The 26,463-nt window shown below is 65.4% G+C and carries 28 protein-coding genes and 1 tRNA gene; 17 read left to right on the top strand and 12 right to left on the bottom strand.

Features of this window, described 5'->3' with window-relative positions:
- Nucleotides 1-18: 18 nt before the first annotated feature.
- Complete coding sequence (locus tag ACTAQI_RS16865) at nucleotides 19-840, bottom strand: LysR family substrate-binding domain-containing protein (RefSeq protein WP_457947387.1); 822 nt, start codon at nucleotides 838-840, stop codon at nucleotides 19-21.
- On the opposite strand from ACTAQI_RS16865, the gene ACTAQI_RS16860 reads away from it, so the two are divergent.
- Nucleotides 803-1,204 (top strand): DUF5997 family protein, encoded by a 402-nt coding sequence (locus tag ACTAQI_RS16860; protein WP_457947385.1) that lies wholly within the window; start codon nucleotides 803-805, stop codon nucleotides 1,202-1,204. The two genes, ACTAQI_RS16865 and ACTAQI_RS16860, sit on opposite strands and share 38 nt — an antisense overlap.
- Nucleotides 1,205-1,217: 13 nt before the next feature.
- On the opposite strand, the gene ACTAQI_RS16855 is transcribed toward ACTAQI_RS16860, so the two are convergent.
- Nucleotides 1,218-1,598 carry a VOC family protein gene (locus tag ACTAQI_RS16855; RefSeq protein ID WP_457947383.1) on the bottom strand — a complete coding sequence of 127 codons (381 nt, stop codon included), beginning with the start codon at nucleotides 1,596-1,598 and terminating at the stop codon, nucleotides 1,218-1,220.
- A gap of 162 nt (nucleotides 1,599-1,760) precedes the next feature.
- On the opposite strand from ACTAQI_RS16855, the gene ACTAQI_RS16850 reads away from it, so the two are divergent.
- Nucleotides 1,761-2,387 carry a hypothetical protein gene (locus tag ACTAQI_RS16850; RefSeq protein ID WP_457947382.1) on the top strand — a complete coding sequence of 209 codons (627 nt, stop codon included), beginning with the start codon at nucleotides 1,761-1,763 and terminating at the stop codon, nucleotides 2,385-2,387.
- Nucleotides 2,388-2,447: 60 nt separating this feature from the next.
- Nucleotides 2,448-3,056 carry a DUF6919 domain-containing protein gene (locus ACTAQI_RS16845; RefSeq protein WP_457947381.1) on the top strand — a complete coding sequence of 203 codons (609 nt, stop codon included), beginning with the start codon at nucleotides 2,448-2,450 and terminating at the stop codon, nucleotides 3,054-3,056.
- 28 nt (nucleotides 3,057-3,084) lie between these two features.
- Here ACTAQI_RS16845 and ACTAQI_RS16840 read toward each other — a convergent pair whose 3' ends face one another.
- Both ACTAQI_RS16840 and ACTAQI_RS16835 read right to left on the bottom strand, forming a co-directional pair.
- Complete coding sequence (locus ACTAQI_RS16840) at nucleotides 3,085-3,567, bottom strand: pyridoxamine 5'-phosphate oxidase family protein (RefSeq protein WP_457947379.1); 483 nt, start codon at nucleotides 3,565-3,567, stop codon at nucleotides 3,085-3,087.
- 67 nt (nucleotides 3,568-3,634) lie between these two features.
- Nucleotides 3,635-5,026 carry a flavin monoamine oxidase family protein gene (locus ACTAQI_RS16835; protein WP_457947378.1) on the bottom strand — a complete coding sequence of 464 codons (1,392 nt, stop codon included), beginning with the start codon at nucleotides 5,024-5,026 and terminating at the stop codon, nucleotides 3,635-3,637.
- Nucleotides 5,027-5,161: 135 nt separating this feature from the next.
- On the opposite strand from ACTAQI_RS16835, the gene ACTAQI_RS16830 reads away from it, so the two are divergent.
- From ACTAQI_RS16830 to ACTAQI_RS16820, 3 genes are all read left to right on the top strand, one after another.
- Entirely contained in the window at nucleotides 5,162-5,890 is a 729-nt protein-coding gene (locus ACTAQI_RS16830) for a TetR/AcrR family transcriptional regulator (RefSeq protein WP_457947377.1), read from the top strand.
- Nucleotides 5,891-5,970: 80 nt separating this feature from the next.
- Nucleotides 5,971-7,104, top strand: a complete 1,134-nt coding sequence (locus ACTAQI_RS16825) for an L-talarate/galactarate dehydratase (RefSeq protein WP_457947375.1) — start codon at nucleotides 5,971-5,973, stop codon at nucleotides 7,102-7,104.
- Between the two features lie 17 nt (nucleotides 7,105-7,121).
- Nucleotides 7,122-7,826, top strand: coding sequence for a FadR/GntR family transcriptional regulator (locus ACTAQI_RS16820; RefSeq protein WP_457947373.1), 705 nt, complete (start codon nucleotides 7,122-7,124; stop codon nucleotides 7,824-7,826).
- Between the two features lie 172 nt (nucleotides 7,827-7,998).
- Here the strand turns inward: ACTAQI_RS16820 and ACTAQI_RS16815 are convergent.
- Nucleotides 7,999-8,081 (bottom strand) — tRNA-Leu (locus ACTAQI_RS16815).
- 396 nt (nucleotides 8,082-8,477) lie between these two features.
- On the opposite strand from ACTAQI_RS16815, the gene ACTAQI_RS16810 reads away from it, so the two are divergent.
- The 7 genes from ACTAQI_RS16810 to pknB are packed head-to-tail and all read left to right on the top strand — an operon-like array spanning nucleotide 8,478 to nucleotide 18,006.
- Nucleotides 8,478-9,224 (top strand): FhaA domain-containing protein, encoded by a 747-nt coding sequence (locus ACTAQI_RS16810; protein ID WP_457947371.1) that lies wholly within the window; start codon nucleotides 8,478-8,480, stop codon nucleotides 9,222-9,224.
- Nucleotides 9,221-9,703 (top strand): FHA domain-containing protein FhaB/FipA, encoded by a 483-nt coding sequence (locus tag ACTAQI_RS16805; protein WP_457947369.1) that lies wholly within the window; start codon nucleotides 9,221-9,223, stop codon nucleotides 9,701-9,703. Before ACTAQI_RS16810 ends, ACTAQI_RS16805 begins: the two co-directional genes overlap by 4 nt.
- A 2-nt stretch (nucleotides 9,704-9,705) precedes the next feature.
- Nucleotides 9,706-11,415, top strand: coding sequence for a PP2C family protein-serine/threonine phosphatase (locus ACTAQI_RS16800; RefSeq protein WP_457947368.1), 1,710 nt, complete (start codon nucleotides 9,706-9,708; stop codon nucleotides 11,413-11,415).
- Nucleotides 11,412-12,800: an FtsW/RodA/SpoVE family cell cycle protein gene (locus ACTAQI_RS16795; RefSeq protein WP_457947366.1), complete on the top strand. Its 1,389-nt coding sequence runs from the start codon at nucleotides 11,412-11,414 to the stop codon at nucleotides 12,798-12,800. The genes ACTAQI_RS16800 and ACTAQI_RS16795 overlap by 4 nt, the downstream gene beginning before the upstream one ends.
- A complete protein-coding gene (locus ACTAQI_RS16790) occupies nucleotides 12,797-14,257 on the top strand; it encodes a peptidoglycan D,D-transpeptidase FtsI family protein (protein WP_457947364.1) in 1,461 nt (486 codons plus the stop codon). The genes ACTAQI_RS16795 and ACTAQI_RS16790 overlap by 4 nt, the downstream gene beginning before the upstream one ends.
- Entirely contained in the window at nucleotides 14,254-15,996 is a 1,743-nt protein-coding gene (locus tag ACTAQI_RS16785; protein WP_457947362.1) for a protein kinase domain-containing protein, read from the top strand. The genes ACTAQI_RS16790 and ACTAQI_RS16785 overlap by 4 nt, the downstream gene beginning before the upstream one ends.
- A gap of 15 nt (nucleotides 15,997-16,011) precedes the next feature.
- Complete coding sequence (gene pknB / locus ACTAQI_RS16780) at nucleotides 16,012-18,006, top strand: Stk1 family PASTA domain-containing Ser/Thr kinase (RefSeq protein ID WP_457947360.1); 1,995 nt, start codon at nucleotides 16,012-16,014, stop codon at nucleotides 18,004-18,006.
- 46 nt (nucleotides 18,007-18,052) lie between these two features.
- On the opposite strand, the gene ACTAQI_RS16775 is transcribed toward pknB, so the two are convergent.
- The 3 genes from ACTAQI_RS16775 to ACTAQI_RS16765 are packed head-to-tail and all read right to left on the bottom strand — an operon-like array spanning nucleotide 18,053 to nucleotide 19,658.
- A complete protein-coding gene (locus tag ACTAQI_RS16775; protein ID WP_255173846.1) occupies nucleotides 18,053-18,694 on the bottom strand; it encodes an aminodeoxychorismate/anthranilate synthase component II in 642 nt (213 codons plus the stop codon).
- Nucleotides 18,691-18,861 carry a hypothetical protein gene (locus ACTAQI_RS16770; protein WP_457947358.1) on the bottom strand — a complete coding sequence of 57 codons (171 nt, stop codon included), beginning with the start codon at nucleotides 18,859-18,861 and terminating at the stop codon, nucleotides 18,691-18,693. The genes ACTAQI_RS16775 and ACTAQI_RS16770 overlap by 4 nt, the downstream gene beginning before the upstream one ends.
- A gap of 2 nt (nucleotides 18,862-18,863) precedes the next feature.
- On the bottom strand, nucleotides 18,864-19,658 hold the full coding sequence (locus tag ACTAQI_RS16765; protein WP_457947356.1) for a class E sortase: 795 nt from the start codon (nucleotides 19,656-19,658) through the stop codon (nucleotides 18,864-18,866).
- Nucleotides 19,659-19,831: 173 nt separating this feature from the next.
- On the opposite strand from ACTAQI_RS16765, the gene ACTAQI_RS16760 reads away from it, so the two are divergent.
- Together ACTAQI_RS16760 and ACTAQI_RS16755 are read left to right on the top strand one after the other, a co-directional pair.
- Nucleotides 19,832-20,083 carry a cell division protein CrgA gene (locus ACTAQI_RS16760; RefSeq protein WP_457947354.1) on the top strand — a complete coding sequence of 84 codons (252 nt, stop codon included), beginning with the start codon at nucleotides 19,832-19,834 and terminating at the stop codon, nucleotides 20,081-20,083.
- A 34-nt stretch (nucleotides 20,084-20,117) separates the two neighbouring features.
- On the top strand, nucleotides 20,118-20,723 hold the full coding sequence (locus ACTAQI_RS16755) for a DNA-3-methyladenine glycosylase I (protein WP_457951089.1): 606 nt from the start codon (nucleotides 20,118-20,120) through the stop codon (nucleotides 20,721-20,723).
- A gap of 214 nt (nucleotides 20,724-20,937) precedes the next feature.
- On the opposite strand, the gene ACTAQI_RS16750 is transcribed toward ACTAQI_RS16755, so the two are convergent.
- From ACTAQI_RS16750 to ACTAQI_RS16740, 3 genes are all read right to left on the bottom strand, one after another.
- Nucleotides 20,938-21,405 (bottom strand): carboxymuconolactone decarboxylase family protein, encoded by a 468-nt coding sequence (locus tag ACTAQI_RS16750; protein WP_457947352.1) that lies wholly within the window; start codon nucleotides 21,403-21,405, stop codon nucleotides 20,938-20,940.
- Between the two features lie 530 nt (nucleotides 21,406-21,935).
- Nucleotides 21,936-22,814, bottom strand: coding sequence for a rhomboid family intramembrane serine protease (locus ACTAQI_RS16745; RefSeq protein ID WP_457947351.1), 879 nt, complete (start codon nucleotides 22,812-22,814; stop codon nucleotides 21,936-21,938).
- A 9-nt stretch (nucleotides 22,815-22,823) separates the two neighbouring features.
- Nucleotides 22,824-23,369, bottom strand: a complete 546-nt coding sequence (locus tag ACTAQI_RS16740; RefSeq protein ID WP_457947349.1) for a peptidylprolyl isomerase — start codon at nucleotides 23,367-23,369, stop codon at nucleotides 22,824-22,826.
- Nucleotides 23,370-23,523: 154 nt separating this feature from the next.
- On the opposite strand from ACTAQI_RS16740, the gene ACTAQI_RS16735 reads away from it, so the two are divergent.
- Entirely contained in the window at nucleotides 23,524-24,483 is a 960-nt protein-coding gene (locus tag ACTAQI_RS16735; protein WP_457947348.1) for a hypothetical protein, read from the top strand.
- A gap of 157 nt (nucleotides 24,484-24,640) precedes the next feature.
- On the top strand, nucleotides 24,641-25,516 hold the full coding sequence (locus ACTAQI_RS16730; RefSeq protein WP_457947346.1) for a glycosyltransferase: 876 nt from the start codon (nucleotides 24,641-24,643) through the stop codon (nucleotides 25,514-25,516).
- A 3-nt stretch (nucleotides 25,517-25,519) separates the two neighbouring features.
- Here ACTAQI_RS16730 and ACTAQI_RS16725 read toward each other — a convergent pair whose 3' ends face one another.
- Nucleotides 25,520-26,458, bottom strand: coding sequence for a DMT family transporter (locus ACTAQI_RS16725; protein ID WP_457947345.1), 939 nt, complete (start codon nucleotides 26,456-26,458; stop codon nucleotides 25,520-25,522).
- Nucleotides 26,459-26,463: the final 5 nt, after the last annotated feature.

Genomic DNA, 26,463 nt, shown 5'->3' with positions numbered 1-26,463 from the left:
CACCCTTAGAGCCGCGGGCTAGCGCTTGCCCTTTTTCCGCGACCCCTTGCCGCGGCCCTTGTCCGGGTTGGGAGCATAGCGCTGGGCCACCTTGGGGGCTTTCTTGGTGCCGGTTCCGCGGCGGTCCGGTTTGGGTTCCTTCTTCACCTTCTGCGGCTGGGCCGAGGGCTGGCGTGAGCTCTGGGCGGTGCGGCCACGCACAACGCCGATGAATTCCTCAAGCACGTCATCCGTGGCCTCTGTGGGCCAGGCCAGGGCAATTTCGGTTCCCTCCGCACCCGTGAGCCTGCGTGCCACGGTGTCTTTGATGTTAAAGTGGCGTGCCACTGACATGGGGAGAATCAGTAGGCCGGCGCCGGAGGCCACCACCTGGAGCGCCGCCTCGGGTCCGCCCAGGGCAGCAGCATCGAGGAAGGATTCCTGTGCGAGGTCGGCAAGCGCCACTTCCTCGAACACCGAAATCTCGTGGCCCTTCGGGGCAACCACCACTGGCTGCTCCTCGTACAGCGGAATGACGCTGAGGCCCTCCCGCTCAATGGGAAGGCGGACGAAGCCCATGTCCGCCTTGCCGTCCCGCAGCGCCTCAAGCTGCGCGTCGTCGTCGACCATAAATGCCTCAAGGGGAATATGCGGCATCCGCTCTTCCCAGCGGCGGATCCACTTGCCAGGCGTCACCCCTGCCACGTACGCGATGCGGAGCACCCGCGGAGCCGCCTCATCAGGGGCGGCGTGGGCGTCAGGTGTGGGGGTATTGTCGGCGGGCACGTCTTCACAGTACCCGCCGCCCGGATACCCTTGAAGCATGACCTCTGCAAACTCCCAGTCCATGAAGCCGGCCACCGTTGCCAAGAAACTTGGCATCTACCTGCCGGCCACCCCGCAGGAGTTCCAGGATTCAACCATTACCCGCGAGGAGTTTGCCGAACTGCAGGCCAACCCGCCGGAATGGCTTGCCGAGCTCCGCCGCAACGGGCCGCATCCCCGCCCCGTGGTGGCACAGAAGCTGAACGTTTCCATCAGCGGCCTTGCACGCGGCGGCGTGGAGGAAGCGCTGACGTCGGCGGAAATCACCGCGCTGCTGCAGGCTCCGCCGCAGTGGCTGGTCACCGAACGCGCCACGCACGCGGCCGTCCGCGCCGAAGCGCAGCGGGTTAAGGACGAGGCCGCGAAGAAGCAGGCCAAGAAGGACCGCGCACAGGCGTAACTGCCCGGGCCCGTCAGTCCTGGTGGATCTGGACGTAGTTGCCGCAGCCGTCGTCGAACACGGCGCTGGTCCCGAACGGGTCCGTGGTGGGCGGCGTCTTGAAACTGACTCCCGCAGCCGTCAGGCGGTCGTACTCCGCTTGGACATTGGGCACCCCAAAGACGATGGCGGGAAGTCCGGCCTCGCGCACCGCGTTCATGTAGCTGGCGCCGATCGGGTTGTCGGTGGGTTCCAGGAGCAGCCCCACGGAACTGTCGTCCGCCCCTGGATCCTTGATGATGTACAGGTTGTACTCCGGCATGGCCATGAGGGTGTCAAAGCCGAGCGTGCCGGTGTAGAAGGCGTGGGCTGCGGCGGGATCCTGGACGTGGATGCTGCACATTTTGAGTCGCATGGTCCCACGGTACCGCCCGCTCCCACGCCGTTTGCAGTGCTTCCATCCCCTTTTTGCAGCCATTGACGGTGTGCCCGGAAGACGGTCCAATGGAAGGACCAGCCCGGGCGTTCCGGCCGGGGCCGGGTCTTGAATGGGATTGACGGGCGCTGGAGGTGCGGGATGTCAGTCGTGGTGGAGTCCTTGACCCAGGGGCTGCTTCAGGGTGCATGGGCGGTCCTGCTGTGCGGTCCCGTGCTGGTTGCCAGCGTGGCCGCCACCGTTTTCGTTGTACGACGGCGGTCCCTGGCCCCCGCTGGCGGCGCGCCGGAGGCTTCGGACCAGGTGTTCTGGGACCTCTTCCTTGGTTCCTGCGTGGCCCTTCCCGCCCTTTTGATTCCCGCGCTGGTATCGCCCTGGGCGGGACTGGTGCTGGCCGGGGCGGCAGCCGCGTCCGGCGTTGCCGCCTACCGGGGCAGCCCCAGGTTCCTGGCGTGGCGCGCGGCCCGGCGTGAACACCGGCGGCAGCTTTCAGCCCACCAGGCCGCCCTGGTACAACATGATGAGCTCATGCTGCGGTGGCGGCGCTACGAGCTGGATCCTGGCTGCAGCATCGACTACCCGGCGCTGACCGACGTGCGGCTGCCCGAGACATCCGCACTGATCAAGGCGATGCGGACCGCAGACCAGCTGCGGACGGCCACGCACAAAGGCTACCCGGACGCCGTCGGAAGCCTGGCCGCGTCGCTCACAGCCGCGGAACGGGCGGCGGGAATTCCGCCGGCGCTGCCGGCGGAGCAGGCCCATTGAGGTTAACTGCTGTGTCGCCGGAGTTGGATCGGTCGTGAGGCCCGGCGATAGCATCCCAGGATGAAGCCTGAGGAACTGCCTGTCCATGACGAGTATGGCCGGCTGCTGGAAGACCGGGGAGTCTGGCGGCAAGCCACCACGCTGGAGGGTGCCGGCGAGCTGACGGCCCGGTGGCTGGAGGGCGGAAGCTCGTACCAGCCCGGACACTTTGCTCCGGCCTCCGATGATGAAACAAAACCCATTGCCGCCGGCCTGGCCGGGCTGAACCGCCACGGGCTGTTCACCAAGGAGTCCCAACCGGGCATCCTTGCCGGTGAAGCGGCCCAACGGCAGTACGTTACCGGCTTCTGCAGCGCCGCAACCGCGCGCGGCTTGCTGGCGCTATCCACCCGCACCGAACTGGTGACCGTGGCCCATGCTCCGGGGGAGGCAAGCAGCGCTGCCATCCCGGTGACCCTGGCCGGAACCGAGATCACCACGGTGCTCGGCTCCAGCGAAAACCCTGTGGAGGAGGAACAGATCCAGGATTGGGCCAGGGAGACCAACGATGCCCTGGCCCTCCTCCTCGCGGACTCCTGGTACGTGGAAATCCTGGATCCCGTTTGGGGACGCAACGACGTGCTGCTGCCGGCAGTCCTGCGAGCATTGAAAGGGGCGGACCAGCCTTAGCCGTCCCGCCCCTTGCCGCTGGCCTGCGCTACAGCTCCACAGTGCCGCTTTCGCCAACGCTCATCCCGCTGTTGGTGACTTTTGCCTTGACCCACTGCAGCACCGTTGCGGCCGTGCCGCCCGGGCTGGTCCAGTACTCGGCGGAGTCCGAATCGACGCGCAGCAGGCACACCTCAGGGGTGTCCGGTCCGTCCGGGAACCATGCTTCAACCGCCTGGTTCCAGTATTCGTGGATCTTGGCCCGGTCCGTGACCACCTCTGCGGTCCCGGCTACGGAAACCCATTCGGTGTTCTTGCCAAAGGCGACGTTGACGCGCGGGTCCGTCCGGACGTGCGCAACCTGCGAGGTGCCAAGGCCCGTGAAGAACCACATGTCGCCGTCGTCCTTAACCTCCTGGACGGCCAGCGGCCGGCTGACGAGGGCGCCTTGTTCGTTGATGGTGGTGACCATTCCGATCTTGGAATCGTTGATGATCTCAGTAACCTTGCTGATGCTCTGGGCGTCAGTCATGCCTCACCTCGTTCGTCGAAAAGTCGGGGACGCTCCCCGCCGCCAGCCTATTAGTAAGCATGCTTATTTACCAGCCGGATGACACCGGAACCTTGGCTACTTCGGCAATGCGCGCCGCGGTGATACGCCCCATGCGGATAGCGCCGTCCACATGCTGGTATCCCTCAGCGGCAAGGTCGGAGGAGGACCAGTAGATGGGACCCACGGGGGCCAGCTGGTCCTTGCCGTAGCGGTGAAGCCCGCCCAGGTCATAGCTGGCGGCATAGGCGCCGCGAGTCCATTCCTCGGAGCCCCAGTCGGACTCGTAGTAGACCTCCGGAGCCAGGGCTTCGTCGCCCAGGTAGCCGGCGATCGACTCCAGGATGGCCTTCCTGCGGCCCTCCGCACTGAGCTCGAACATGGCGTCGGCTTTTTCATCGGACACGAAGCCAACCAAAGTGCCCCGCGGATCACCGTAATTCGTGTTGTCGTACACCTCCTGGACCAGGGCATCGGCACCGAAGCAGGTGCCGGAGAGTCCCTTGTCCCGCCAGAACGGGGTGCTGTAGACAGCGTGCACCTTGATGACCAGGCCCAGGGACTGGTGCTGGTGCATCTGGTGCTGCCGGCGCGGCAGCGGCGGATTGAAGGAGACACGGGAGTAGAGGTTTGGCGGCACCGCCATGATCACGAAGCGGGCGTTCACTGTGGCCCGGTCGGATTCGACCGTGACGCGGTGGCCGCCGTCGGCATCCGGCTCCCAGTGGATGGTGCGCACCGGGGAGCCAAGGACCACGTTCTCCCCCAGCTCCCGTGCCTGCAGCAGCGAGACCTGCTGCATTCCACCCACCACGCGCCGGTCCAGGATGAAATCCTCGTCCGTGAGGTGGGTGAACGAGCCCGCGGAGGCGGCCATCAGGACGGCCTGCAGGGCGGAGAAGGAGTGCGCAGGCTTGGTGAGCATGCCGCCGGCGATGAACAGGCCGATGTTCCTGCAGGCTTCCTCATTGGCCGAGTTCTGCCGCAGCCAGTGATGGAAGGAGATGGTGTCCAGTTCGCGTGCTTTGGGATGCGCCCAGGGCTCGGCTGGTCCGATGTCCGCGGCCAGGCCGTCCAGCAGCGCCACCAGTCGGTCCATTTCGACGGCGGTGTCCGGGTCCACCGGGAAGGTGTCGCCGGTGTAGCGCACCGGTGCGCCGTCCGCGCCGATATAGATGGATTCCCCCTGGCGGTAGCGCGGGTAGGTTTCCAGGTTCAGCTCCTGGAGCAGTTCCAGGAGGGCGGTCTGGTCCGGGGAAACCCACTGGCCGCCGATCTCGAGCATGGCGCCGTCCACAGTGTCGGTCCAGGTGCGGCCGCCCACGCGGTCGCGGGCCTCGAGCACGGCGACGCTGAGGCCGGCTTTTTTCAGTTCACGGGCGGCGGTGAGTCCGGACGGACCGGCTCCAACGACCACGACGTCGCGGTTCAGGTTCAGCATGATGTCCTCTCTGGGCCCCTGGTGACGGGAACCACTAAATGAATGCCATTCATTTATTAGAACTATAGCCTGCGGCTCGCGGGAGCGGAAGGGCTGGATGGAATAATGCAGGGGACCATCGACGAAAGGGCAGCAATGCCGGCAGTATCAGCCGCACAGGGGCGCTCCACCAGCCAGGGCAGTGCGCAGCGGAGGCGGGCAGGCCGGCCATCCGCGGCAGTGCTGGACAAGGCAGGGATCACCGCAGCGGCGCTGGAACTCATCAGCCGCAAAGGCTACGACGGACTGACCATGGCCGCCCTGGCCAAAGTTCTCGACGTGGCACCCTCCGCCCTTTACAACCACGTGGCATCAAAACAGGACGTGCTGCTCCTGGTGGAGGATCACCTGATGTCCCTGGTGGACGTCTCGGGTTTCGGCGGTGGCAACTGGGAAGACGCCGTCCGCACCTGGGCCTGGAGCTACCGGGACGTCTTCGCCGAACACACCCCGCTCATTCCCGTCATCGCGATCCTGCCGGTGACGGACGCCCCGCAAACCCTTGCCATGTACGAAACGGTCAGCAAGGGATTTTCCGACGCCGGATTTCCCCAGGAGCGGATCGTGCCCGCCATCGTGGCACTGGAGTCCTTTATCTTCGGCTCTGCTTACGATGTCACGGCCCCGGAGGACATTTTCGAGTCCGGGTCCATGGCCGATTCGACTCCGCATTTCACCGCGGCCGTTCGGAGCTCCTGGCCGGCACACGATGCACCGGGCGGCAAGGCTGGATCAGGCGGCCAGGAGCGCGGGCGCCAGGCAGACGCCGCCTTCCGGCTGGGACTTGAGGCCCTGGTCTCCGGGCTGGGTGCTCTGCGCGGCTAAATGCTACTTGTAATACAAGTAACCTACTTATATCCTAAGGTTGTGGGCGAAGGAGCCCCGTCCCGCCCCTAGGAGCATTCATGAGCACCGTCGACCTGATCCGGCACGTCAAGTTGTCCACCGCCCGCCTTCCCCTCGCCGTCCCCATCAGCGATGCCAAGGTGTTCACGGGCCGGCAGAAGCCCATGACCGAGGTAGTGTTCCTGTTCGCCGAGATCACCACCGAGCTGGGCCACTCGGGGATCGGCTTCAGCTACTCCAAACGTGCCGGAGGGCCCGCCCAGTACGCCCATGCCAGGGAAGTCGCCGAAGGCCTCATCGGCGAGGACCCCAATGACATTGGCAGGATCTACACCAAGCTCCTGTGGGCGGGAGCTTCGGTTGGCAGGTCGGGCGTCGCCACCCAGGCCCTCGCCGCCGTCGACATCGCTTTGTACGACCTCAAAGCCAAGCGCGCCGGCCTTCCCCTCGCCAAGTTCCTTGGCTCCTACCGCGACTCCGTGCGGACCTACAACACCTCCGGCGGCTTCCTGAACGCCACGTTGGAGGAAGTAAAGATACGCGCCACCCAATCGATCGAGGAAGGCATTGGCGGCATCAAGATCAAGGTGGGCCTGCCGGACAGCAAGGAGGACCTGCGCCGCGTGGCCGGCATCCGCGAGCACATCGGCTGGGACGTTCCGCTCATGGTGGACGCCAACCAGCAGTGGGACCGCGCCACCGCCCTGCGCATGGGCCGCCGCCTGGAGGAGTTCGACCTCGTCTGGATCGAAGAGCCGCTGGATGCCTACGACTTCGAGGGCCACGCCCATCTGGCACAGGTCCTGGACACCCCCATCGCCACCGGTGAAATGCTCGCCTCCGTGTCCGAGCACAAGGGCCTCATCGCCGCGAACGGCTGCGACATCATCCAGCCCGACGCCCCGCGCGTCGGCGGCATCACCCAGTTCCTCCGCCTCGCCGCCCTCGCAGACGAACGCGGACTGGGCCTGGCCCCGCACTTCGCCATGGAAATCCACCTCCACCTCGCCGCCGCATATCCGCGCGAGCCGTGGGTGGAGCACTTCGACTGGCTGGACCCGCTGTTCAACGAGCGGCTGGAAACCAAAGACGGCCGGATGATCGTCCCGGACCGCCCCGGCCTGGGCGTCACCCTGAGCGACGAGGCACGCGCCTGGACCACGGAAAGCGTGGAGTTCGGCGCGCACCCCTGAAGCCGTACCCTTGAGCCATGAGCCGGAACCTCACCGCAGACCTCGCCGCTGACCTTCGCAACCGCATCGTCGACGGCGTGATCCAGCCGGGCGAGAAGCTGCCCAGCGAGAACACGCTCATCAGTGACTTCGGCGTCAGCCGGACCGTGGTCAGGGCCGCGCTCACCCGGCTGCAGGCGGAGGGACTGGTCGAGACCGAGCGTGGCCGCGGCAGCTTCGCCCTCACTCCCCCCGCAGACGGGCAATTGGCAGTGCCTGGCGTCCGTCCGGTGGCCACCACCGAGGACCGGCTGCACCTTCTGGCATTCCGCATGGGGGTGGAAACGGAAGCCGCGGCTCTGGCCGCCCGGAACCGCACCGACCGGCAGCTGCGGGCAGTCAGCACGGCGCTGGATTCCTTCACCGAAAGCGCCGGCCACCCCGCCCATGCCATGAAGTCGGATTTCGAGTTCCACCGGGCCGTGGCTGCAGCATCCGGCAACCCCTATTACTCCGATTGCCTGGCGGCCCTGGGTCAAACCATGATTGCCATGCCGCGCACCCGCCTGCTGACCGGCGTCGAACATTATGCCCGCGACCACTTTGATCAGGTGGTCCAGGAACACCGGTCAATCCTGGAGGCGATCGCCGACGGTGACGAAGCTGCCGCGGCAGCCGCGATGCGCAGCCACCTGGCCAACTCACGACGCCGGTTCAAGGCTTCAGCGCGCCCGTCCAGCTAGAGCCCCGTCCGTCTGCGGTGCCGGCCGGGGGCTCAACGCACCCGCCACCGGACGAACCACCCGGGAACGCGCGGGTGCAAAGTCCGTGGGCAGGTGGAATCCTTCAGAACCGCTGATCTATGTTGGAAACGCAAAAGAGCCCCGGTCCAAGACCGGGGCTCTTCCATTTGCGTGCGCGAGGGGGGATTTGAACCCCCACGCCCTTTCGGACACTGGCACCTGAAGCCAGCGCGTCTGCCGTTCCGCCACTCGCGCGCAACTTCTTTCACTGGGCCGGACCGGTTTCCCGTTTCCGTCCCTCGTAAAAGCAGCGAGATCAAGCATAACGGACAGATGCCGCAAATTACCAATTGGCCCCCGCCATCCCTCCCGCGCCCCTTCGAAACAGGCGAAAAACCGCGCAAAAGCAGGCATCGTGCCTGCGGTAACCACGCCCGAAAGCCGGCGCCTGGGCTGGGCGGGACAGTCACGCATCTGAACTTTTGCCGGCGCCCGGCCGTTGTGGATTAAGGTCATTCGCAGGGGTGGACAGTAGTATCGGATGTAGGAGTGGCCGCTGCCGTCGGGCATCACCGAGCAGCGGTGGGCCGCCCTGCAGGTGCTGGCCAGCAACAACTACTGCCCCGGAGCCGGGGGGAAAGGAGAGGAACCATGGGTCTGCTGGACAAGGTTGAACGTGGCATTGAAAAGGCCGTCCGCGGTGTCTTCTCCACCGGTTCCAAAGCCCAGGTTGAACCAGTGGAGATCGCCAGCCGGCTTCGCCGCGAGGTAGACCACAAAGCCCTCACCGTGGCGGCCGGACGCACCCTGGTGCCCAACGTTTTCGACGTCCAGCTCAGTGACGACGACTTCGGCCGCGCACAGGAGTGGGGCACCCCGCTGGCCGAGGAATTGTGCGATGTGGTGATCAACCACGTCCGCAGCCAGGGCTACACCCTCCAGGGCCCGGTCCGTATTTCCTTCCGGCGCGATTCCGGGCTTCGCGCAGGCGATTTCGAAATAGCTTCCTCCACCGAAAAGTCCCAGGGATCCGGCGCCGCCCAGCCGAAGCCCCAGCCCAACGTTCCCGCGGCCCCGAGCCGGCAGCCTGTCAGGCTCCAGCCGGTGCTGGACATTGACGGCCAACGCTATTCGTTGAACGCCCCGTCCATCGTTCTCGGCCGGTCATCCGAGGCTGACATCCTCATCGAAGATACAGGCGTGTCGCGGCGCCACCTGGAGATTCGAACGGCCAGCGGTGTTACCAGCGCCGTGGACCTGGGATCCACCAACGGCAGCTATGTCAACGGCCAGAAGGTTTCCGGAAGCACCGAACTTACAGACGGCTCCACCATCACGATGGGACGGACAAAGATCATCTTCCGCCTGCTTCCTGCCAACCAGGGTGGCCACGCATGAGCGACCTCACCATCACCGCGCTGCGGTTCGGCTTCCTGCTGCTCCTGTGGGTACTCATCTTCAGCATCGTCTCCGCCATGCGCCGGGACCTCATGCTGGGCCGCAAGGCCGCCGCCGGTGCACCGACGGCCCGGCAGGTCCGGCGCAATCCTGAGCTCGCCGAAGCGCCGCAGCAGCCCGTGAAGCAGCAGGCCCGGCAGCTGGTGGTGCTTGAGGGCCCCCTCAAGGGCCGGACCCTGCCGCTGGCAGCGAGCCCTATCCTGCTGGGGCGTGCTCAGGAAGCCACGCTGGTTCTTGAGGACGACTACGCCTCCGGCCGCCACGCCAGGCTCTTCCCGCAGGGCAGCCGCTGGTTCATCGAAGACCTTGGCTCCACCAACGGAACCTACTTGGGAGACCAGCAACTTACCCGTGCCCTGCCTGTTGAGCCAGGGGTACCCGTGAGAATCGGCAAGACGGTCATTGAATTGAGGCCGTAACCGTGGCCGTGGCTGAAAACCCCGCAACCGGATCCAGTCCGGCGCAGCGGCCCCTCATCATGCGCTTCGCGGCGCGGTCCGACGTCGGCCGGATCCGGTCAAAGAATGACGACTCCGCCTACGCAGGCCGCCACCTTGCCGTCGTCGCCGACGGCATGGGCGGGCACGCGGGCGGTGACGTTGCCTCGGCCGCAACCGTTCTGGACATGATCCACCTGGACAGCCCGGACCACGGCGAAGACGCCGGGACCGTGCTGGCCGACGAAATCCAGACCGCCAACTCCCTGCTCTCCGAACTGGTGCACATCAACCCCAAGCTGGCGGGCATGGGCACCACCGTCACCGCGCTCCTGCTGGCCGAGGGCAAACTGCATTTCGCGCACATTGGCGATTCCCGCGCCTACCGGCTCCGCGACGGCGAATTCAAGCAGATCAGCGTGGACCACACGTTTGTCCAGCGGCTCATCGACGAAGGCCGGCTGCGGCCGGAGGAAGCGGAAACGCACCCCCACAAGAACGTCCTCATGCGCGTCCTGGGCGATGTCGATGCCAGCCCTGAGCTTGACCTGGACACCCTTGACGCCCGGCCCGGGGACCGCTGGCTGCTGTGCTCGGACGGACTGAACTACGTTGCCGGCCATGCCGTGGAGCGGACGGTCCGGGAAACCCACAACCTGCATGAATGCGCCGAAACCCTGGTTGAACTGACCCTTGAGGCCGGCTCCCCGGACAACGTCACCGTGGTCATGGTGGACATCGTCGAGGAAACGCCCGACGACGTCAGCACGGCCGCCGTCGACATCGTCCCGCCGGTGCTGGGCAGTAAGCCCGCTGCCGCGGCAGATACTGCCCCCGCCGGCACTTCAGCCGTTCCGGACGCCCGCAAGGAACCGGCCGTGACGGCAGGTTCGGAACCCGACGGTGCCAAGCAGGTCTCCGGACCTGCGAAGGAAGCCGCTGGTGGCGATTCCAAGGACGGCGACGCCGCCTCCGCCGAGTCCGGCAGCACCGACCCCCACCTGGGCGAGCATCTCTCCGCTGAGGTCCTGCGGGAAGAACTCGCCTCCCGGCCGCACGAGCTGGTGGGTGCCGCTGCTGCTGCCGCAGAGTCCGGTTCCATCCCCACCGTCGCGGGCCGTACCGTGGCCCGGCGCGCAGCAACGCTCCTCACCCACAAGGCAGAACCGGCCGACGGGGAAGACACCCTGCCGGCACTGCGCCCACGCCGCTGGTTGACGTGGTCCATCGCGGCCGCCGTGCTGGTTGTGGTGGCAGTTGGCCTGTGGCTTGGGTACGCCTGGACGCAGACCCGGTACTACGTGGGCGAGTTCGATTCCCGCGTGGCCATCTACAACGGGGTGTCCCAGAGGCTTGGTCCCATCCAGCTGTCCTCCCTTGAAGCAGTGACGGATATCCGGATGGACTCGCTCCCGCCGTTCTCGCAGCAGCGGGTCCGCCAGACGGTTCCTGCCAATGACCTCTACGACGCCCAGCGGATTGTCAAGAACCTGGAGCTCACAGGGACCACCTCCCCCGAGGAGGAGTGCCCCAAGCCTTCCGTGTCCGCCACTTCTCCCGCACCGTCGAACACCGCGCCCCCCGCCAGCGCGGCAGCCCCGCCGCCCGCGGCGGATGCCTCCGCTCCCGCCCCCACGCCGTCGGCGCCGTCCCCTTCACCCAGACCCACCATCACCTGCGAGGCGGCCAAATGAGCCAGGTAAGCACCATGCCCAAGCCTCGCCGCAACGTCGAACTCGCGTTGCTGCTGCTGGCCCTCGCCGTCGGCATCGGCGCCAACATGATGGTGGGCGTGGACCAGGAAAAGGCCTTCGACTCCGATTTCTGGTTCCAGTCCAGCCTGCTGGCCGTGGCAGCCCTGGTGTTCCACGGAATGCTGCGGTTTCGGGCCAAATATGCCGATCCAGTAATACTTCCAATTGTTGTTGCCCTGAACGGCTTAGGCCTTGCCATGATCCACCGGCTGGACGCTCCCGGCGAGGACACGGGCAACAACCAGCTCCGGTGGACCCTCATCGCCATGGCGGTGGCTATCGCGGTGGTGTTCTTCCTCAAGGACCACCGCATCCTGCGCCGATTCACCTTCATATCGCTGGCGGCGTCGGCCCTGCTGCTGATCCTGCCGCTTGTCCCGGGCATCAGCGCCGGAGAAATCCTGGGCGCACGGGTGTGGATCAGGGTCGGTCCCATGACGTTCCAGCCGGGCGAAGTAGCCAAGATTACGCTGGCTATCTTCTTTGCCGGGTATCTTTCCTCCAACCGCGACCTCATCCTGCTCGCCGGCCGCAAGATCGGCCCCATGCAGTTCCCGCGGTTCAAGGACATGGGCCCCATGATCACTGCCTGGCTGGTCAGCATTGGCGTGCTCGTCTTCCAGCGCGACCTGGGTTCCTCCCTGCTGTTCTTCGGCCTGTTCATCGTCATGATCTATGTGGCTACCAGCCGGATCAGCTGGGTGGTGATCGGGCTGGCCCTGATCGTTGGGGGCGGCTTCGTGGCGGCCCAGGTGTTCTCCCATGTCCAGCAGCGTGTCTATGGCTGGCTCAATGCCTTCTCCCCGGATGTCTACGAGAACGGCAGCAGGCAGGTCATCGAAGGCCTGTTTGGCATGGCGAACGGTGGCCTGGTGGGCACCGGCCTTGGCCAGGGTCGTCCGGACCTTGTTCCTTTCGCCAACAGCGACATGATCATCGCCTCGCTGGGCGAGGAGCTGGGACTGATCGGCCTGTTCGCCGTCGTCCTGCTGTACCTGCTGTTGATTACACGAGGTTTCCGCGCCGCCCTGGGCACCCGCGACGCTTTCGGCAAACTGCTGGCCTGCGGCCTGTCCTTCGCGGTCGCCCTTCAGTGCTTTGTGGTCATTGGCGGCGTCACGCGGCTCATTCCGTTGACCGGGCTCACCACGCCCTTCCTCGCGGCCGGCGGATCATCCCTCCTGGCCAACTGGATCATCGTGGGATTGCTCCTGCTGATTTCGCACGCTGCACGCGGGCCGGTGGACACCACTCCCCTCCCGCCCACCGGAACGGCGGCGGCAACTGGCATTGACACTCCAACCGAGGCGGTGAAGCAAGCATGAACCAGGCAATCCGACACTCATGGGTAGCCGCGGTGGCCATGTTTGCGTTGATTTTCGGTGCCATCAGCTTTGTGCAGGTGGTGGGCGCCGACGATCTCAAAACCAATCCGCTGAACCAGCGCGCCATTCTCCAGAACTACTGCAATGACCGCGGCGCCATCATCGTTGGCGGCACTCCCGTGGCCGAGTCGGTGGAGACCGGTTCGGAGACGTGCAAGTTCCAGCGCACCTACCCGCAGCCGGAGCTGTATGCCGGGCTCACCGGCTACTTCTCGAAAAACTATGGAGCCACGGGCCTCGAGCAGGCTATGGGCGCCGAGCTGGCAGGCAACTCCGACCAGCTCTTCCTGGACCGGGTGGGCCAGCTCTTCCTGGGCAACCAGCCCAAGGGCGCGTCGGTGGAACTCACTATCGATCCGCAGATCCAGCAGCTTGCCTACAGCCTGATCCCGGACGGCCAGCGCGGTTCGATCGTGGTCACCAATCCCAAGACCGGCGCCATCCTGGCCATGGTTTCCAAGCCGTCCTACAACCCGAACCTGGCGGCCACGCAGGACGCCGCCGCGGAAAGCGCCACCATGAACGAGCTGGTGAAGGTTCCCGGCATCAACCTGAACCAGAACGTCAGCGGCCCCACCGGCGAACTCCTCGCCCCGGGGTCGGTCTTCAAGCTCGTGGATACGGCGGCCGCCCTGGCGTCAGGGAAGTACAACAAGGACAGCGTCCTGCCCAACCCCGCGGAGATGCCTTTCGACGGCATCCAGTACAAACTGCCCAACTACGCCGGCGGCAACTGCTACACCAGGGACACCGCCAGCTTCGCCTTCGCACTGCAGCAGTCCTGCAACACGCCGTTCGCCAGCATCGCCTTGGACCTTGGCCGCGACGCCATCGCCGCACAGGCCAAAAAGTTCGGGTTCGGTGAGGACGTAGGAGGCCAGCTGAAGCTGGGCCACGCAACGGGAAACGGGTTCCCCGACAAACTGGACGCCCCCGGACTGGCCCAGTCCGCCATCGGCCAGAAAGATGTCCGGGTCACGCCGCTGCAGGTCAACATGATGACAAACGCCATCGCGAACGGTGGCGTCCAGATGGCGCCCAGCCTCGTCAAGACTTTGCGGTCCCCGGACCTGCGCGTCATTGATGAGCCCCAGCCGGCTCAGCTCAGGACATCCACCACCCCGGAGATCTCCAAACAAATCACCGACTGGATGACCAGCGTGGTGACTGACGGTATTGCCAAGGGTGCCGCCGTCCCCGGCGTACAGGTCGCGGGCAAGACCGGCACCGCCGAACTCGGAAATGGAACCAACAACTCGTGGTTCACCGGGTTCGCCCCCGCTGACAACCCGAAGGTCAGCGTCACGATCGTCATGGAAGGCGTAGACATCTACGCGGGAGCAAAGCTGACCAGTCCTAACGCGAAGAAGATTTTTGAGGCGGTGTTGAATAAGTGAGGCCTACAACAGGAATCACCCTCGGCGGCAGATTCCAGCTGACCACGCGGATTGCGATCGGCGGCATGGGGGAAGTCTGGAAGGCCAAAGACCTCGTCCTGGGCCGCATCGTCGCCATCAAGGTGCTGAAGGAGGAGTACACCGGTGATCCGGGATTCCTCCAGCGCTTCCGTGCCGAGGCCCGCCACACTGCCCTCCTGAACCACGTGGGGATCGCCAACGTCTTCGACTACGGCGAAGAAGAGGGCTCAGCCTACCTGGTCATGGAACTGGTCCCGGGCCAGCCGCTGAGCAGCATCATTGAACACGAACAGGTGCTGTCGCCGGACCGTACGCTCTCGATCATCGCGCAGACCGCCCGCGCGTTGGCCGTTGCGCACGCCCAGGGCCTGGTCCACCGGGACGTCAAGCCCGGCAACCTCCTGATCACCCCTGACGGACGGGTCAAGGTCACCGACTTCGGCATCGCCCGCCTGGCCGACCAGGTGCCGCTCACCCAGACCGGGCAGGTCATGGGAACGGCGCAATACCTGGCACCGGAGCAGGCCACCGGCCAGACCGCCACCGGCTCCTCCGACATCTATTCCCTGGGCGTCATCGGGTATGAGTGCCTCAGCGGCCACCGTCCCTTCACCGGCGAATCCCAGATTGCCATCGCACTGGCCCAGGTGAACGACGCTCCGCCGCCCCTTTCGGAGACCCTGCCCACGCCCGTGCGCGCGCTTCTGATGTCCATGCTGGCCAAGGACCCCAAGGACCGGCCGGCCAATGCCATCAAGCTGGCTGAGGCAGCGGAAGCCATCCGCAATGGGGATGTAAGCGCAGCACGCGCTGCCGTACCCGGCATGCTTCTTTTCGACGCCGATACCGGCCCCATCACCGCCCCCGTTGACACCGCCACCGCCCCCACCGGCGTCATTGGGACGCAGCGGGACTCCACCCCCACCGCCACGTCGGCCCTGCCGGTGGTGGGCGCGGGCGCGGCAGGCGCGGCCGCCGGGATGGCTGCGGGCGCCGCGGGTGCCTCCGCCGCCGAACGGGATGCACCGGAGGGTCCGCTGGCCCGCGCCAACGCCCTGGCCGCCGAGCGGAACTGGGACCAGGAGGAGGAAACGTACGACGACGGGCCCTCCGATGAGCCCCGGCGCAAGGGACGCAGCCCCTGGACATGGCCTCTGGTGGCCCTGATCCTGTTGCTCCTCTTCGCCCTGGTGGGTTTCCTCCTGAACCAGGTGGGGCTCTTCTCGCCGTCCGGCAACCCCTCGTCCGATACCACCACAAGCAGCGCGCCCCCGTCCTCGGCGACGCCCACCCGCACCACCCAGTCGGCCACGCCTACGCAGACGCGCAGCACCCCGACGCCCACACCTACCCCCACGCCAACGCCAACCCAGGACACGGTCAACGTGGTGGCGGCTGGTTATCTCGGCAAGGACTACCGGCAAGTACGGACGCAACTTGAGCAACTGGGACTCCAAGTCACTGTTTTGCCGCAGGAGAGCACGACGGCTGCCCCTGGAACGGTGCTGGAGCTCAACCCCACCGGGACGGTTCCCAAGGGTTCGCTGATCACTGTTATCTACGCAACGGCTCCATCCCCGGCGCCCACAACCGCGGCGCCCAAGCCGACCCCTGCACCCACCTCCTCGTCACCGGTGGCGGGACCCACGCCCATCTCGCCCCTGGCAACCTGCGCGGCCGGCCAAACGCCCGGAATGCCCCCAACCTGCGCACCGTAGACGTCTGGACCACGAGTGAATGAGTCACCACGCACACCGTTGCACCGGGAGGACAGCCTGCCGGTGGATAACCGGCGTGTCCTGAGCGGGCGCTACGAGCTGGGTAACCTCATTGGCCGCGGCGGCATGGCGGACGTCTACAAGGGCACCGATACGCGCCTCGGCAGGACCGTTGCCATCAAGCTGCTCCGGCCCGACATGGCACGGGACCCGCAGTTCCAGGCACGGTTCAAACGTGAAGCGCAGGCCGTCGCCGCCCTGAACCACCCCTCCATCGTGGCCATCTTCGATACCGGCGAACACGTGGTCCACGACGGCCCCGCCGAGGACGTGCGGGTACCGTACATCGTGATGGAATACGTCGAGGGCAAGACCCTCCGCGACCTGATCCGTGCCAATGATGTCACCATCGGCCAGGCCATCGACTACTGCCTGGGCGTCCTGGGAGCCCTCGAATACAGCCACAAGGCCGGCATTGTGCACCGGGACATCAAACCCGCCAATGTGATGTATTGCCCGGGCCCCAACTCGGTGAAGGTCATGGACTTCGGCATTGCCCGCGCCATCGCCGATTCCTCCGCCACCATGACCCAGACCCAGGCCGTAGTGGGAACGGCCCAATACCTCTCGCCGGAACAGGCCCGCGGAGAGACCGTGGATGCCCGCAGCGACCTCTATTCCGCCGCGTGCCTGCTCTACGAAATGCTGACCTCGCGGCCGCCGTTCGTCGGGGACAGCCCGGTGTCCGTGGCTTACCAGCACGTCCGCGAAATTCCGGAGCCGGCCAGCAGCCTCAATCCGGAAGTGTCGCCGGCGCTGGACACTGTCCTCGCCAAGGCCCTGCAGAAGAACCGGGCGGACAGGTTCCAGGATGCCGCAGCCTTCCGGCGTGCCCTGCGCGCTGCCAAGGCGGGAGTGTCTGTCCCGGCCGTGCCGGCGTCCGAGGCACCTACCGACCCCAATGACCACGTTCCCCAGGCGGCACCACCCACCGAGGCATTCGCTGCAACGGGGGCAAGTTTCCTCGATGATGCACCCACCGGGCGGTTGGCCGCCCCTAATCTCTTCCATGACGACGGCGGACCGGCAGTTCCGCTGGAGCTGGCGGATGAGCATGGTGCGGTTGAACATGGCGCAGATGCGTACGGAGACGGCCCGCTTCCGCTGGGCCTCGCTCCGGAACGTGAGCGGACCACGCGGCAGAAGTCCCGCCGTCGTGCGTGGATCGCCACCCTGGTGATCTTCACCCTGCTGATCCTCGCGGGCGGCGGCCTCTGGCTGTACCAGACGGTCAACCGTCCCGCTCCCGCTCCGCCCAAGGTGCCAATCCCGTCGGTGGCGTCCATGACGGAAACAGCTGCACTACAGGAACTGTACAACGCAGGCCTTCGCCCCAGGATCGTGCGGGCGGCAAACGATACGGTGCCCAAGGGGACCGCGGTGGGGACTGATCCCGCGGCCGGCGGATCGCTGGACCCGGGGGCCGAGGTGATCCTCAATGTCTCCGACGGCCCCAGTTCGGTGAAGATCCCCGACGCCCTGCCCGGCAAGACTGAGGCAGCCGCACGGGACATCCTCCGCCAGGTGGGGCTTGTCGGTGCTCCGTCAACCACCACCGCCAACAGCGCTACGGTCCCAGCCGGAATTGTCATCACCTCCAACCCGGCTCCGGGGCAAAGCGTGGGCGTCGGCAGCAGCGTAGAGCTCATCGTTTCCACCGGCAAGGTGGTTGTCCCGGAACTGCGCGGCCTGGGCCGCGAAGAAGCCGAGGCCGCGCTGAAGGAGCGTGGCCTGGTTCCCTCCGTCATCGAGGTGGAAAACTCGCAGGTGGAGCCGGGAAAGGTAACGGATCAGAGCGATCCTGCCAACGCCGCCGTTGACCAGGGGAAGACCATCACAGTCGTGGTGGCGAAGGCTCCGGCACCGCCACCGCCACCGCCGACTCCCACGGAAACCCCGACTCCCACGGCCACACCGAAGCCGACGCCGACGCCCACCAAGAAGGGCTGACGTCACCCTGGTATGCCGGGGCGCCTCCCGCCAGCTTTACCGATGGCTAGTGCTGGATGAGGGGGCTCAGTTTCGCCGCCCGCGCCGCTGCGCCTTTCATGCCCAGCGATTCCAGCCAGTTTCCGAGCATCTGGTACCCGCCCTCGGTGAGTACCGATTCGGGATGGAACTGCACCCCGCACAGTGGCGCCGTCCGGTGCTGCAGCCCCATGACCACGCCCGAGGCGGTTTGTGCCGTGACTTCCAGGACGTCGGGGATGGATTCGCGCACCGCCGCCAGCGAGTGGTAGCGGGTGGCCGTGACGGGGGAGGGGAGCCCTGCGAACACGCTGGTGCCGATGTGCTCAACCTGGGAGGTCTTGCCGTGCATGAGCTCGGGAGCATGTGTCACCTTGCCGCCGAAGGCCTCAGCCAGCGCCTGGTGGCCCAGGCATACACCGAACATGGGGACACTGTTCTCACCGCACCACTTGATCAGCTCAATGCAGACCCCCGCCTCAGCAGGGTTTCCGGGACCGGGTGAAATGAGGACGCCGTCCCGGGTGCTGGCAAGTTCGATCGCCTCTGCCAGGGTGACGTCGTCGTTGCGGACCACTGTGGTCTCGGCGCCGAGTTCCTGGAGGTAGCCCACCAGGGTGTAGACGAAGCTGTCGTAGTTATCCACTACGAGGATCTTGGTTGTGGTCATGGCTGGTCTGTGGAACCAATCGTCGAGTCGGTGAATTGGGTGAAATGGGACATCCAGGGGAAAAGGAACTGGACCATCAATACCAGGGCAATGAAGACCAGGACCAATGAGATGACGATCCTGAGCCAAAGAGGCCCCGGGAGGTTGCGGAAGATCCACGCGTACACGGTCAGCTCCTTCCGGTGGCTGCTGCAACCTGCGCCGCAATTTCGGCCGGTGGCCCGGCCGCTGCCGGCCGCCAGCTGTCCAGTAGGGCGTAGGCGATAATGCGTTCTTCCGCACCGAAGCGGGGGTTGCAGCTGGTCATGGTGAGGTAGCTTTCGGTGGGCGCGACGCCCGGCTGGGTTGGAACCGGTTCCAGGACATCGGTGCGGGAGGGCATCACAATCTGGTTGTTACGGAACACGTAGACGTAATAGCCGTCCTTGGTCTGGACGTAGATCTTGTCACCGGGCACCAGCGTGTGGATGTTGTCCAGCACGGCGCCGTGTGTCTGGCGGTGGCCTGCCACGGCGAAGTTGCCCACGGCTCCTGGCATGGCGGTGTTGCTGTAGTGCCCAAGACCCAGCGTGTCCAGGACGTCCTGGCTGGTCCCCTGGACAATGGGGCGGGTGTACGTGGGGCCGAACCGGGGGATGTACATGATGCCGATGGTGCCGGCGTGGCCGGGAGCCGTTCCCACCACGGGTTTTCCAAAATCCTCGCCCGCGGCAGGTTGCGCCGCCGGGGCTGATGCTGCGGGGGCCGGGGCGGCGCTGCCCAGGTCCTGGGCGAATTCCTTGATGACCTGGCTCTGTTTGGCATCTGACTCGACGTTGGTCCACCACAACTGCCACGCCACAAAGAGGAGAAGGATGACACCGGCAGTAATCAGCAGCTCTCCCAGCACCTGGATGGTGCCGCGCAGCAGGGCACGGCGGGGCGCGGGCGCAGTGGCGGGCCCCGCCTTCTCCTGCAATACCACGCGTTCTCCTCCGGGCGTTTACCCTGGGCACCGGCTGCCCATCAACTGCGGCTAGAATTGGCTGCTAGTAAGAATCCAGATTTGACCAAGATCGCGCAGACCGCTGGCAATTTCCTTCTTGCAGGATACCAAGCCCGGGCCGCCGAGCTTGCCCAGCCCGCCAAGGAGAGCCAGTGCCCGAGTCAAAGCCTCGCAGGAAGACCGCCAGCACCGCCCAGCCGGCAGCCCCCCAGGCCTACAAGCCCAATCCCGTGTGGTTCAAGCCGGTCATGTTCGGCCTCATGATTATTGGCCTCTTCTGGATCATCACCTTCTACATCAGCGAGGGACGCTTCCCGGTCCAGGCCTGGCAGTCCTGGAACATCGTGGCGGGCTTCGGCATTGCCATTGTGGGGTTCCTGATGACCACTCGCTGGCGTTCCTAGCGTTCGCCGCAGGACTGCTCCAAGGAGGACCCCACTGGCTCCCGATTCCGCCGCAGTGATCGTTGGCGAGGATGGCTTGGCCCGGCCCGCCTGGGCTGCCACGGATCCGCTCATGCGGAACTATTACGACCAGGAATGGGGCCTGCCCGTCACGGATGAGCAGGGCCTGTACGAGCGCATCTGCCTGGAGGGTTTCCAGGCCGGTCTTTCCTGGGCCACCATCCTGCGCAAGCGCCCCGCCTTCCGTGCCGCCTTTGCCGCTTTTGATCCGGAGCAGGTGGCAATGTTCAGCGATGCGGACGTGGAGCGGCTGATGCAGGACCCGGGGATCATCAGGAACCGGCTGAAGATCGTTGCCGCCGTCAAAAATGCCCGGGCCACCCTGGAGCTTCGTAACGACGGCGGACTGGTGGACTTTGTTTGGGGCTTCCGCCCGGCCAGCACCCCGCAGCCCCGGGTGGCCGCGGACATCCCCACCCAGTCGGCGGAGTCGGTGGCCCTGTCAAAGGCACTTCGGAAGCGCGGTTTCTCCTTTGTGGGACCCACCACCATGTTCGCCCTGATGGAGGCGGTGGGGATAATTGACACCCACTTCGTGAACAGCCACCGCCGCGGATCGTCCGGCATCTGGCCCGGTTAGGCGGGCGGCGGCCAGCCGCTATCCCCAGCTGTTGGGAAGGTTATCCACACTGTGGAGAAGTTTCCCCAAGGGCCCTTGATGCGGCAGCCACATCGCCGCACCGGGCGTTTTTCTTCAAACGAGCCGGCCGAATGTGGTTATTAACAATGTGGAATACCTGTGGATAACCCGGGGCGCCCAAGTGGATGGACGTCCTGCGCTGAAGTTCCCGGGATTACGGACGCTCCCTCCTGACCGGGTGGTGGCTGGTAATGGACACCCTGTTGAACGCATTCATCGTCACTGCCACCCAGCTCACTGCTGAAAACTCCTCGGCGGTAAGGCACTCCCGGGCGTAGGCCTCCGCGTGCTCCATTGACCGCTGGTCCCGGAGTTCGGTGATGCCTTCCACCAGGGCCAACGCGGCACGCTCCTTGTCCGTGAACAGTGCGGTCTCCCGCCATGCGGGCAGCACCGCCAGCCGCTGGGGACTTTCTCCGGCCTCGGCGGCCTTCCGCACGTGAAGGTCCAAACAGTAGGCGCAGCCGTTGATTTGGGAAATCCGCACGTTCAGGAGTTCCAGCAGCCCTGGTCCAATGCCGGCTTCTTCCGCTGCTTCCTGCACCTTCAGCCCGAGGCCGCTGATCGCCCTCCAAAGGGCCGGATGCTGTTTGTCGAGATACAGGTGCTCGGTGGTGCTCACGGGTGTCCTTGTCGATTGAACGGCTTGGCAGGCAACCATCATAGGCTGGACACCAGACGCAGCCGCTGCTGCTTGTCCACTTCTCAACACCGCGATACCCACAAGTTATCCACAGCTGTGGGAAACGGCGTGGAAATTCTTCCAGCATGGGCTGATTCCCCCTACTCAGGCAGGCTGAGACGGGGTCGAAACCACACCCCTGTCAGTTGTTAACACTGTGCACAACGTGTTAGTAACCTGCTGCAAGGGTCAGTAAGGGGGCCAGCAACGGGGCTTATCGGCGTGGTTTTCCACAGAGCTGAGGCAAAAGCCGTTCTTATCCACTTACACACAGCGATATCCCCACAGGTTATCCACAGATGTGGAAAGACGTGGGCCAGTTTCCGTGAGCGGGCACGTCCCGTGCCGGTCAGCGGGAAAACGGCGGTTGAACTACAGCAATGTAAGTTACCAACACTGTGGATAAGCACTGTGGAAAACAACTATGCCCCCGGCGCCAGCGGGTGTCGGGGGCATAACGAGGGTCTGGGCTAAAGCGTTACCCGCACCCAGCTCACGGCGAGGAGCAGCGCAAGCACAGCGGCCAGGCCCAGTGCCTGGATGAGGCCCTGCCGGCGCCCGCGCGGCGCGTAGGCAAGGACCGCGGCGCAGAGGCCGCCGGTGATGAGGCCGCCAAGGTGGGCCTGCCAGGCAATGTGGGGGATCAGGAATCCAATCACGCCGTTGATGGCGATCAGGACCCAAAGCTGCCGGGTATCGCCGCCGCGCTGCCGCTGGACCAGCAACATGGCGCCGAAGAGGCCGAAGATGGCACCGGAGGCGCCCACCAGCCCCACCAGGCCCTGCCCCGGCACCAGCACGGGGTTGAGCAGCAGGTAACCCACTGAACCACCGATCGCTGAAATCAGGTACAGCGCCAGGAAGCGGACACGGCCGAGGACGGGTTCCAGGGCCTGGCCGAAAATCCAGAGCGTATACATGTTCAACAGGATGTGCAGCAGCGAATCCGGGGAGTGGAGGAAGGCAGACGTCAGCATCCGCCAGGGCTCGAAAGCCCCGTACTGCGGGGCGGCAAAGATGTTGTTATAGGCGAACTGCTTGTACACCCAGTCGCCGGGAATGAGCATTTGCAGTGCGTAGACAACAACGCAGGCTGCGATGATGCCGAACGTCACCAAAGGCTTGCCGGTGGCAACGGCACCGCCATAGACGGTCCGTACTTCCGGCGTCGTACGTTTTGTTTCGTTGACGCAGTCAACGCATTGGAATCCGACGGCGGCCGCCCGCTGGCAGTCCGGGCATGCGGGGCGCCCGCAGCGCTGGCAGCGCACGTAGGACGGCCGGTCCGGGTGCCGGGGGCAGACCGGGGCCTGGGCGGACGGCTCGGCCGACGGAATTCCGTAACTCATGGTGCGGCGTTACAGCTGTTCGATATCGATGCTGTTGATGGTGACGTCCTCAACCGGGCGGTCGCCCATGCCGGTGCGGACACCCTCGATGGCGTCGACAACCTTCTTGGATTCGTCGTCAGCCACTTCACCGAAGATGGTGTGCTTGCCCTGGAGCCAGTCCGTGGGAATGGTGGTGATGAAGAACTGTGAACCGTTGGTGCCCTTGCCCATCTGGATCCCGGCGTTGGCCATGGCGAGCTTGTAGGGCTGGTTGAAGCTCAGCTCCGGGTGGATCTCATCGTCGAAGCGGTAGCCGGGGCCACCGGTTCCACGGCCCAGGGGATCGCCCGCCTGGATCATGAAGTCCTTGATGATGCGGTGGAAGATGGTTCCGTTGTAGAGCGGGGTGCCGGTCTTGTCCTCGCCGGATTCCGGGTGGGTCCACGCCTGCTCGCCGGTGGAAAGGCCAACGAAGTTCTTGACCGTCTTGGGCGCGTGGTTGCCGAAGAGGTTAACCACGATGTCGCCGAGGCTGGTGTGGATGGTTGCTTTTGCAGTTGCGATGGCAGTCATAGGTTGATTCTTTCATGCCGGTTCCGGGCAGCCACGGCTGCGGGGGCAGTTCCGCGCTGGGTGAAATCCCCCTAAAATCCGCAAAGTGAATAGCTCGTGATGATCTGGGCACGTAGGCTAACGACAGAACCGTCACATTAATCGGGAGGTAGTTGTGAAGAAATCGGATCGTATTGCCCGTGACCTTGAGCAGTCGGTAACCAGTGCGGTGGAAAATGCGAAGGATTGGGCGGCCCCCCGGGTGGAAGCTGCCGTGGACTGGGCTGTTCCCCGGCTGCAGCAGAGCCTTGATACCGCATCTCCCAGGATCCAGGAAGGCCTGAAGACGGCGGCCCACAGCCTGGCCGACGGTGTTGCCACCGTGACTCCCCGGATCCAGGATGGACTGGCCCACCTGGCCCCCAAGATCAATGACGTGGTTGAAGGCGCATCGCCCAAGCTGCACGAAGCCCTGGACAAGGCCACTCCGGTTGTCCTGAATGCCCGTGACCGGGTGGTGGTGGAGTACCTGCCCAGGCTCTCGGACCAGATCGGCGTGGCGTCCGGTGCAGTTCACCGCACCCTGGAAAACACCCCCGCACGGGTTGACGCCGTGGCACAGAAACTGGGCGACGTGGGAATCATCCACGCACTCCAGGAGCAGGCCCAGGCAACCGGCACGCAGTTGAAGGCAGCCGCAGCGGGAGCCAGCCGTGCGGTGGATGTGCAGCTGGCCCAGCCGGAGAAGCCCAAGAAGCGCGGCTGGTTGATCTTCGGGGTTGTTGCGGCCGCCGTGGCTGCGGGCGTTGCGGCCTGGAAGGCATCCAAGCCGGTGGAGGATCCCTGGAAGACTCCGTCGCCGGTTACGCCGACTCCTGCCCCCGTTCCTGCCACGACCGTCAGCGATGTCAAGGAAAACACCGCTGACGCCGCTGACAAGGGTGCTTCCGCGGCGGCTTCTGCCACCACCGCCGTCGCCGACAAGGCGGCCGACGCAGCGGACAGCGTCAAGGAAAAGTCCGCCGACGCCGCTGACAAGGCCAAGCACGTTGCCGACGACGCTGCGGCGGGTGCGGAAACCGCAGCCGACGAGGCCAAGACGGCTGCCAAGGAAGACAAGGGCAACCAGGCCTAGTCTTCACACAGCATTGAGGGGGCTCCGTCCTTAGGGCGGGGCCCTTTTGCATGCCGTGGGCAGGCTCCCGAACCGGCCGAGACAAACCCGCGGGACGCCCCCCATCGATGCACTACCGTCCGCGGCAGGTCATGGCCCGGATGCTAGATTTGAAGTGATGTCAGCCAATCGATCCTCTGGGGATGCCGTGAACGACGCAGCCGTACAGCTCCGCGTGTCTATCGTCATCCCGGCGTACAACGAGGAGAGCGTGATCAGGCAGTGCCTGATAGCTGCGATCTATCAGTCCGTCCCTGCCCACGAGATCATCGTGGTGGACAACCTTTCGAAGGACCGGACCGCCGACATCGTCCGCCAGATGCAGCTTGAGTATCCGGAGAGCCCCATCATCCTCCTAAGCCAGGACCGGGAACAGGGCCTCATCCCCACCCGGAATTTCGGGCTGGACAGTGCCACCGGGGACATCCTGGGGCGGATCGACGCAGACTCCATTGTGGAACCCGACTGGGTTGAGCAGGTGCAGAAGGCCTTTGCGGACCACTCCGTCCAGGCTGCCACCGGCCCCGTGGTCTACTACGACATGCCGATGCGCCGCTTTGGGCTCAAGGCAGACGACAAAATGCGCCAGCTCATGCTGAAGCTGGCCAAGCACCAGTACCATTTCCTGTTTGGCTCCAATATGGCCCTGCGCGCCACGGCCTGGGAAACCATCCGTTCCGAGACCTGCCGGGACGAGAAGGACGAGATGCACGAGGACATCGATTTGTCCCTGCACCTGGCCGACCATGAGCTGCCGGTGCGCTACTGGCCGCAAATGGTCTCCGGGATGTCCGCACGGCGGCTGGAGGATTCACCGCGGGACTACCGCTACTACGTCACCCGCTTCGACCGGACCTACAAGGCCCACAACGTCAGGAAGATGGCGCTCAAGGCCCCCATGGTGGTCTTCTTCTCGGTGTATTTCCCGGCCAAGCTCCTCCGGGCCATCCACACCGTCAATACAGCCCAGCCAGTCCGCCGCGGCGGCCAATAGCGCTCAGTCAGTCCCCAGCCCGGCAAGGCGTTCCGACGGCGGTTCCTCCTGGGGTGCCGTTCCCCGGCTGCCGCGCCTGCCGCTCCTTTGGCCCAGGACCACGACGGCGAGTCCCGCCAGGATCAGTCCGAGCCCCGCGTAAGTGCCCGCAGGCAGCGTCTCGTGCAGGAACACAGCCGCCAACAGCGCTGCCCCGGGGATTTCCAGGAGGATGATCATGGAGACGATGAGCGGGCTCATGGTAGCCAGCAGGTGGTTGAAGGCAGTGTGGCCCACCAGCTGGGCGCAGACGGTGATGGCTGCGATGCCCAGCCATCCTGCCGGCTCGAACCCTGCCAGGGGCTGGCCTGCGAACAGGGCCAGCACTGCCACAAGGGCGGCACACATTCCGTAACAGAGTGTGGTGTAGGTTCCGGTGGTCATGCTTTGCCGGGCCTTGCCTCCGGCGAGTGTATAGAGGCCGGCAAGCGCGCCGCCGGCCATCGCCAGCAAGTCTCCCGTGAGGGCCTGCGGGGAGGACCCCATATCGAAGCCGGTGATCGCAACGACACCGCCGAAGGCGATCCCCAGCCCGGCCAGGACCTGCCAGCGGTGGCGGATGCCGCGGAACAGCTGGAAGACAGCAATCCAGGCTGACTGCAGGCAGACCAGCGCTGTGGCCGCTGCTACGGACGTGAGCTGCAGCGAGGTGATGAAGCAGGCAAAGTGCAGGGCAAGGGCGACGGCGGCCAGCATGGACCAGCGGAACTCGCGGCGGCTGATCCTGCGGAACTGGCCGGGCTCCCGAACAAGGGTGGGAGTGGCCATGACAGCGGCACCAATGGCGTTGCGCCAGAAGGCGATGGCAAGGGCGCTGACGCTCGTGGCGCCAAGCGTGGCCGCGATCAAGGGTCCGGACGATGCAACGCCCAGGACGCCCAGGGCCGCGAAAAAGAAGTTCACTGCAG

This window comes from Pseudarthrobacter sp. alpha12b, assembly GCF_054130495.1.
This window is presented reverse-complemented; position numbering and strand designations above follow the sequence as displayed.

What these genes read in the sequence shown, in the direction of transcription:
- ACTAQI_RS16860 (WP_457947385.1), top strand. Translation starts at nt 803, where the DNA reads ATGACCTCTGCAAACTCCCAGTCCATGAAGCCGGCCACCGTTGCCAAG.
- ACTAQI_RS16855 (WP_457947383.1), bottom strand. Translation starts at nt 1,598, where the DNA reads ATGCGACTCAAAATGTGCAGCATCCACGTCCAGGATCCCGCCGCAGCC.
- ACTAQI_RS16850 (WP_457947382.1), top strand. Translation starts at nt 1,761, where the DNA reads ATGTCAGTCGTGGTGGAGTCCTTGACCCAGGGGCTGCTTCAGGGTGCA.
- ACTAQI_RS16845 (WP_457947381.1), top strand. Translation starts at nt 2,448, where the DNA reads ATGAAGCCTGAGGAACTGCCTGTCCATGACGAGTATGGCCGGCTGCTG.
- ACTAQI_RS16840 (WP_457947379.1), bottom strand. Translation starts at nt 3,567, where the DNA reads ATGACTGACGCCCAGAGCATCAGCAAGGTTACTGAGATCATCAACGAT.
- ACTAQI_RS16835 (WP_457947378.1), bottom strand. Translation starts at nt 5,026, where the DNA reads ATGCTGAACCTGAACCGCGACGTCGTGGTCGTTGGAGCCGGTCCGTCC.
- ACTAQI_RS16830 (WP_457947377.1), top strand. Translation starts at nt 5,162, where the DNA reads ATGCCGGCAGTATCAGCCGCACAGGGGCGCTCCACCAGCCAGGGCAGT.
- ACTAQI_RS16825 (WP_457947375.1), top strand. Translation starts at nt 5,971, where the DNA reads ATGAGCACCGTCGACCTGATCCGGCACGTCAAGTTGTCCACCGCCCGC.
- ACTAQI_RS16820 (WP_457947373.1), top strand. Translation starts at nt 7,122, where the DNA reads ATGAGCCGGAACCTCACCGCAGACCTCGCCGCTGACCTTCGCAACCGC.
- ACTAQI_RS16810 (WP_457947371.1), top strand. Translation starts at nt 8,478, where the DNA reads ATGGGTCTGCTGGACAAGGTTGAACGTGGCATTGAAAAGGCCGTCCGC.
- ACTAQI_RS16805 (WP_457947369.1), top strand. Translation starts at nt 9,221, where the DNA reads ATGAGCGACCTCACCATCACCGCGCTGCGGTTCGGCTTCCTGCTGCTC.
- ACTAQI_RS16795 (WP_457947366.1), top strand. Translation starts at nt 11,412, where the DNA reads ATGAGCCAGGTAAGCACCATGCCCAAGCCTCGCCGCAACGTCGAACTC.
- ACTAQI_RS16790 (WP_457947364.1), top strand. Translation starts at nt 12,797, where the DNA reads ATGAACCAGGCAATCCGACACTCATGGGTAGCCGCGGTGGCCATGTTT.
- ACTAQI_RS16775 (WP_255173846.1), bottom strand. Translation starts at nt 18,694, where the DNA reads ATGACCACAACCAAGATCCTCGTAGTGGATAACTACGACAGCTTCGTC.
- ACTAQI_RS16745 (WP_457947351.1), bottom strand. Translation starts at nt 22,814, where the DNA reads ATGAGTTACGGAATTCCGTCGGCCGAGCCGTCCGCCCAGGCCCCGGTC.
- ACTAQI_RS16740 (WP_457947349.1), bottom strand. Translation starts at nt 23,369, where the DNA reads ATGACTGCCATCGCAACTGCAAAAGCAACCATCCACACCAGCCTCGGC.
- ACTAQI_RS16730 (WP_457947346.1), top strand. Translation starts at nt 24,641, where the DNA reads ATGTCAGCCAATCGATCCTCTGGGGATGCCGTGAACGACGCAGCCGTA.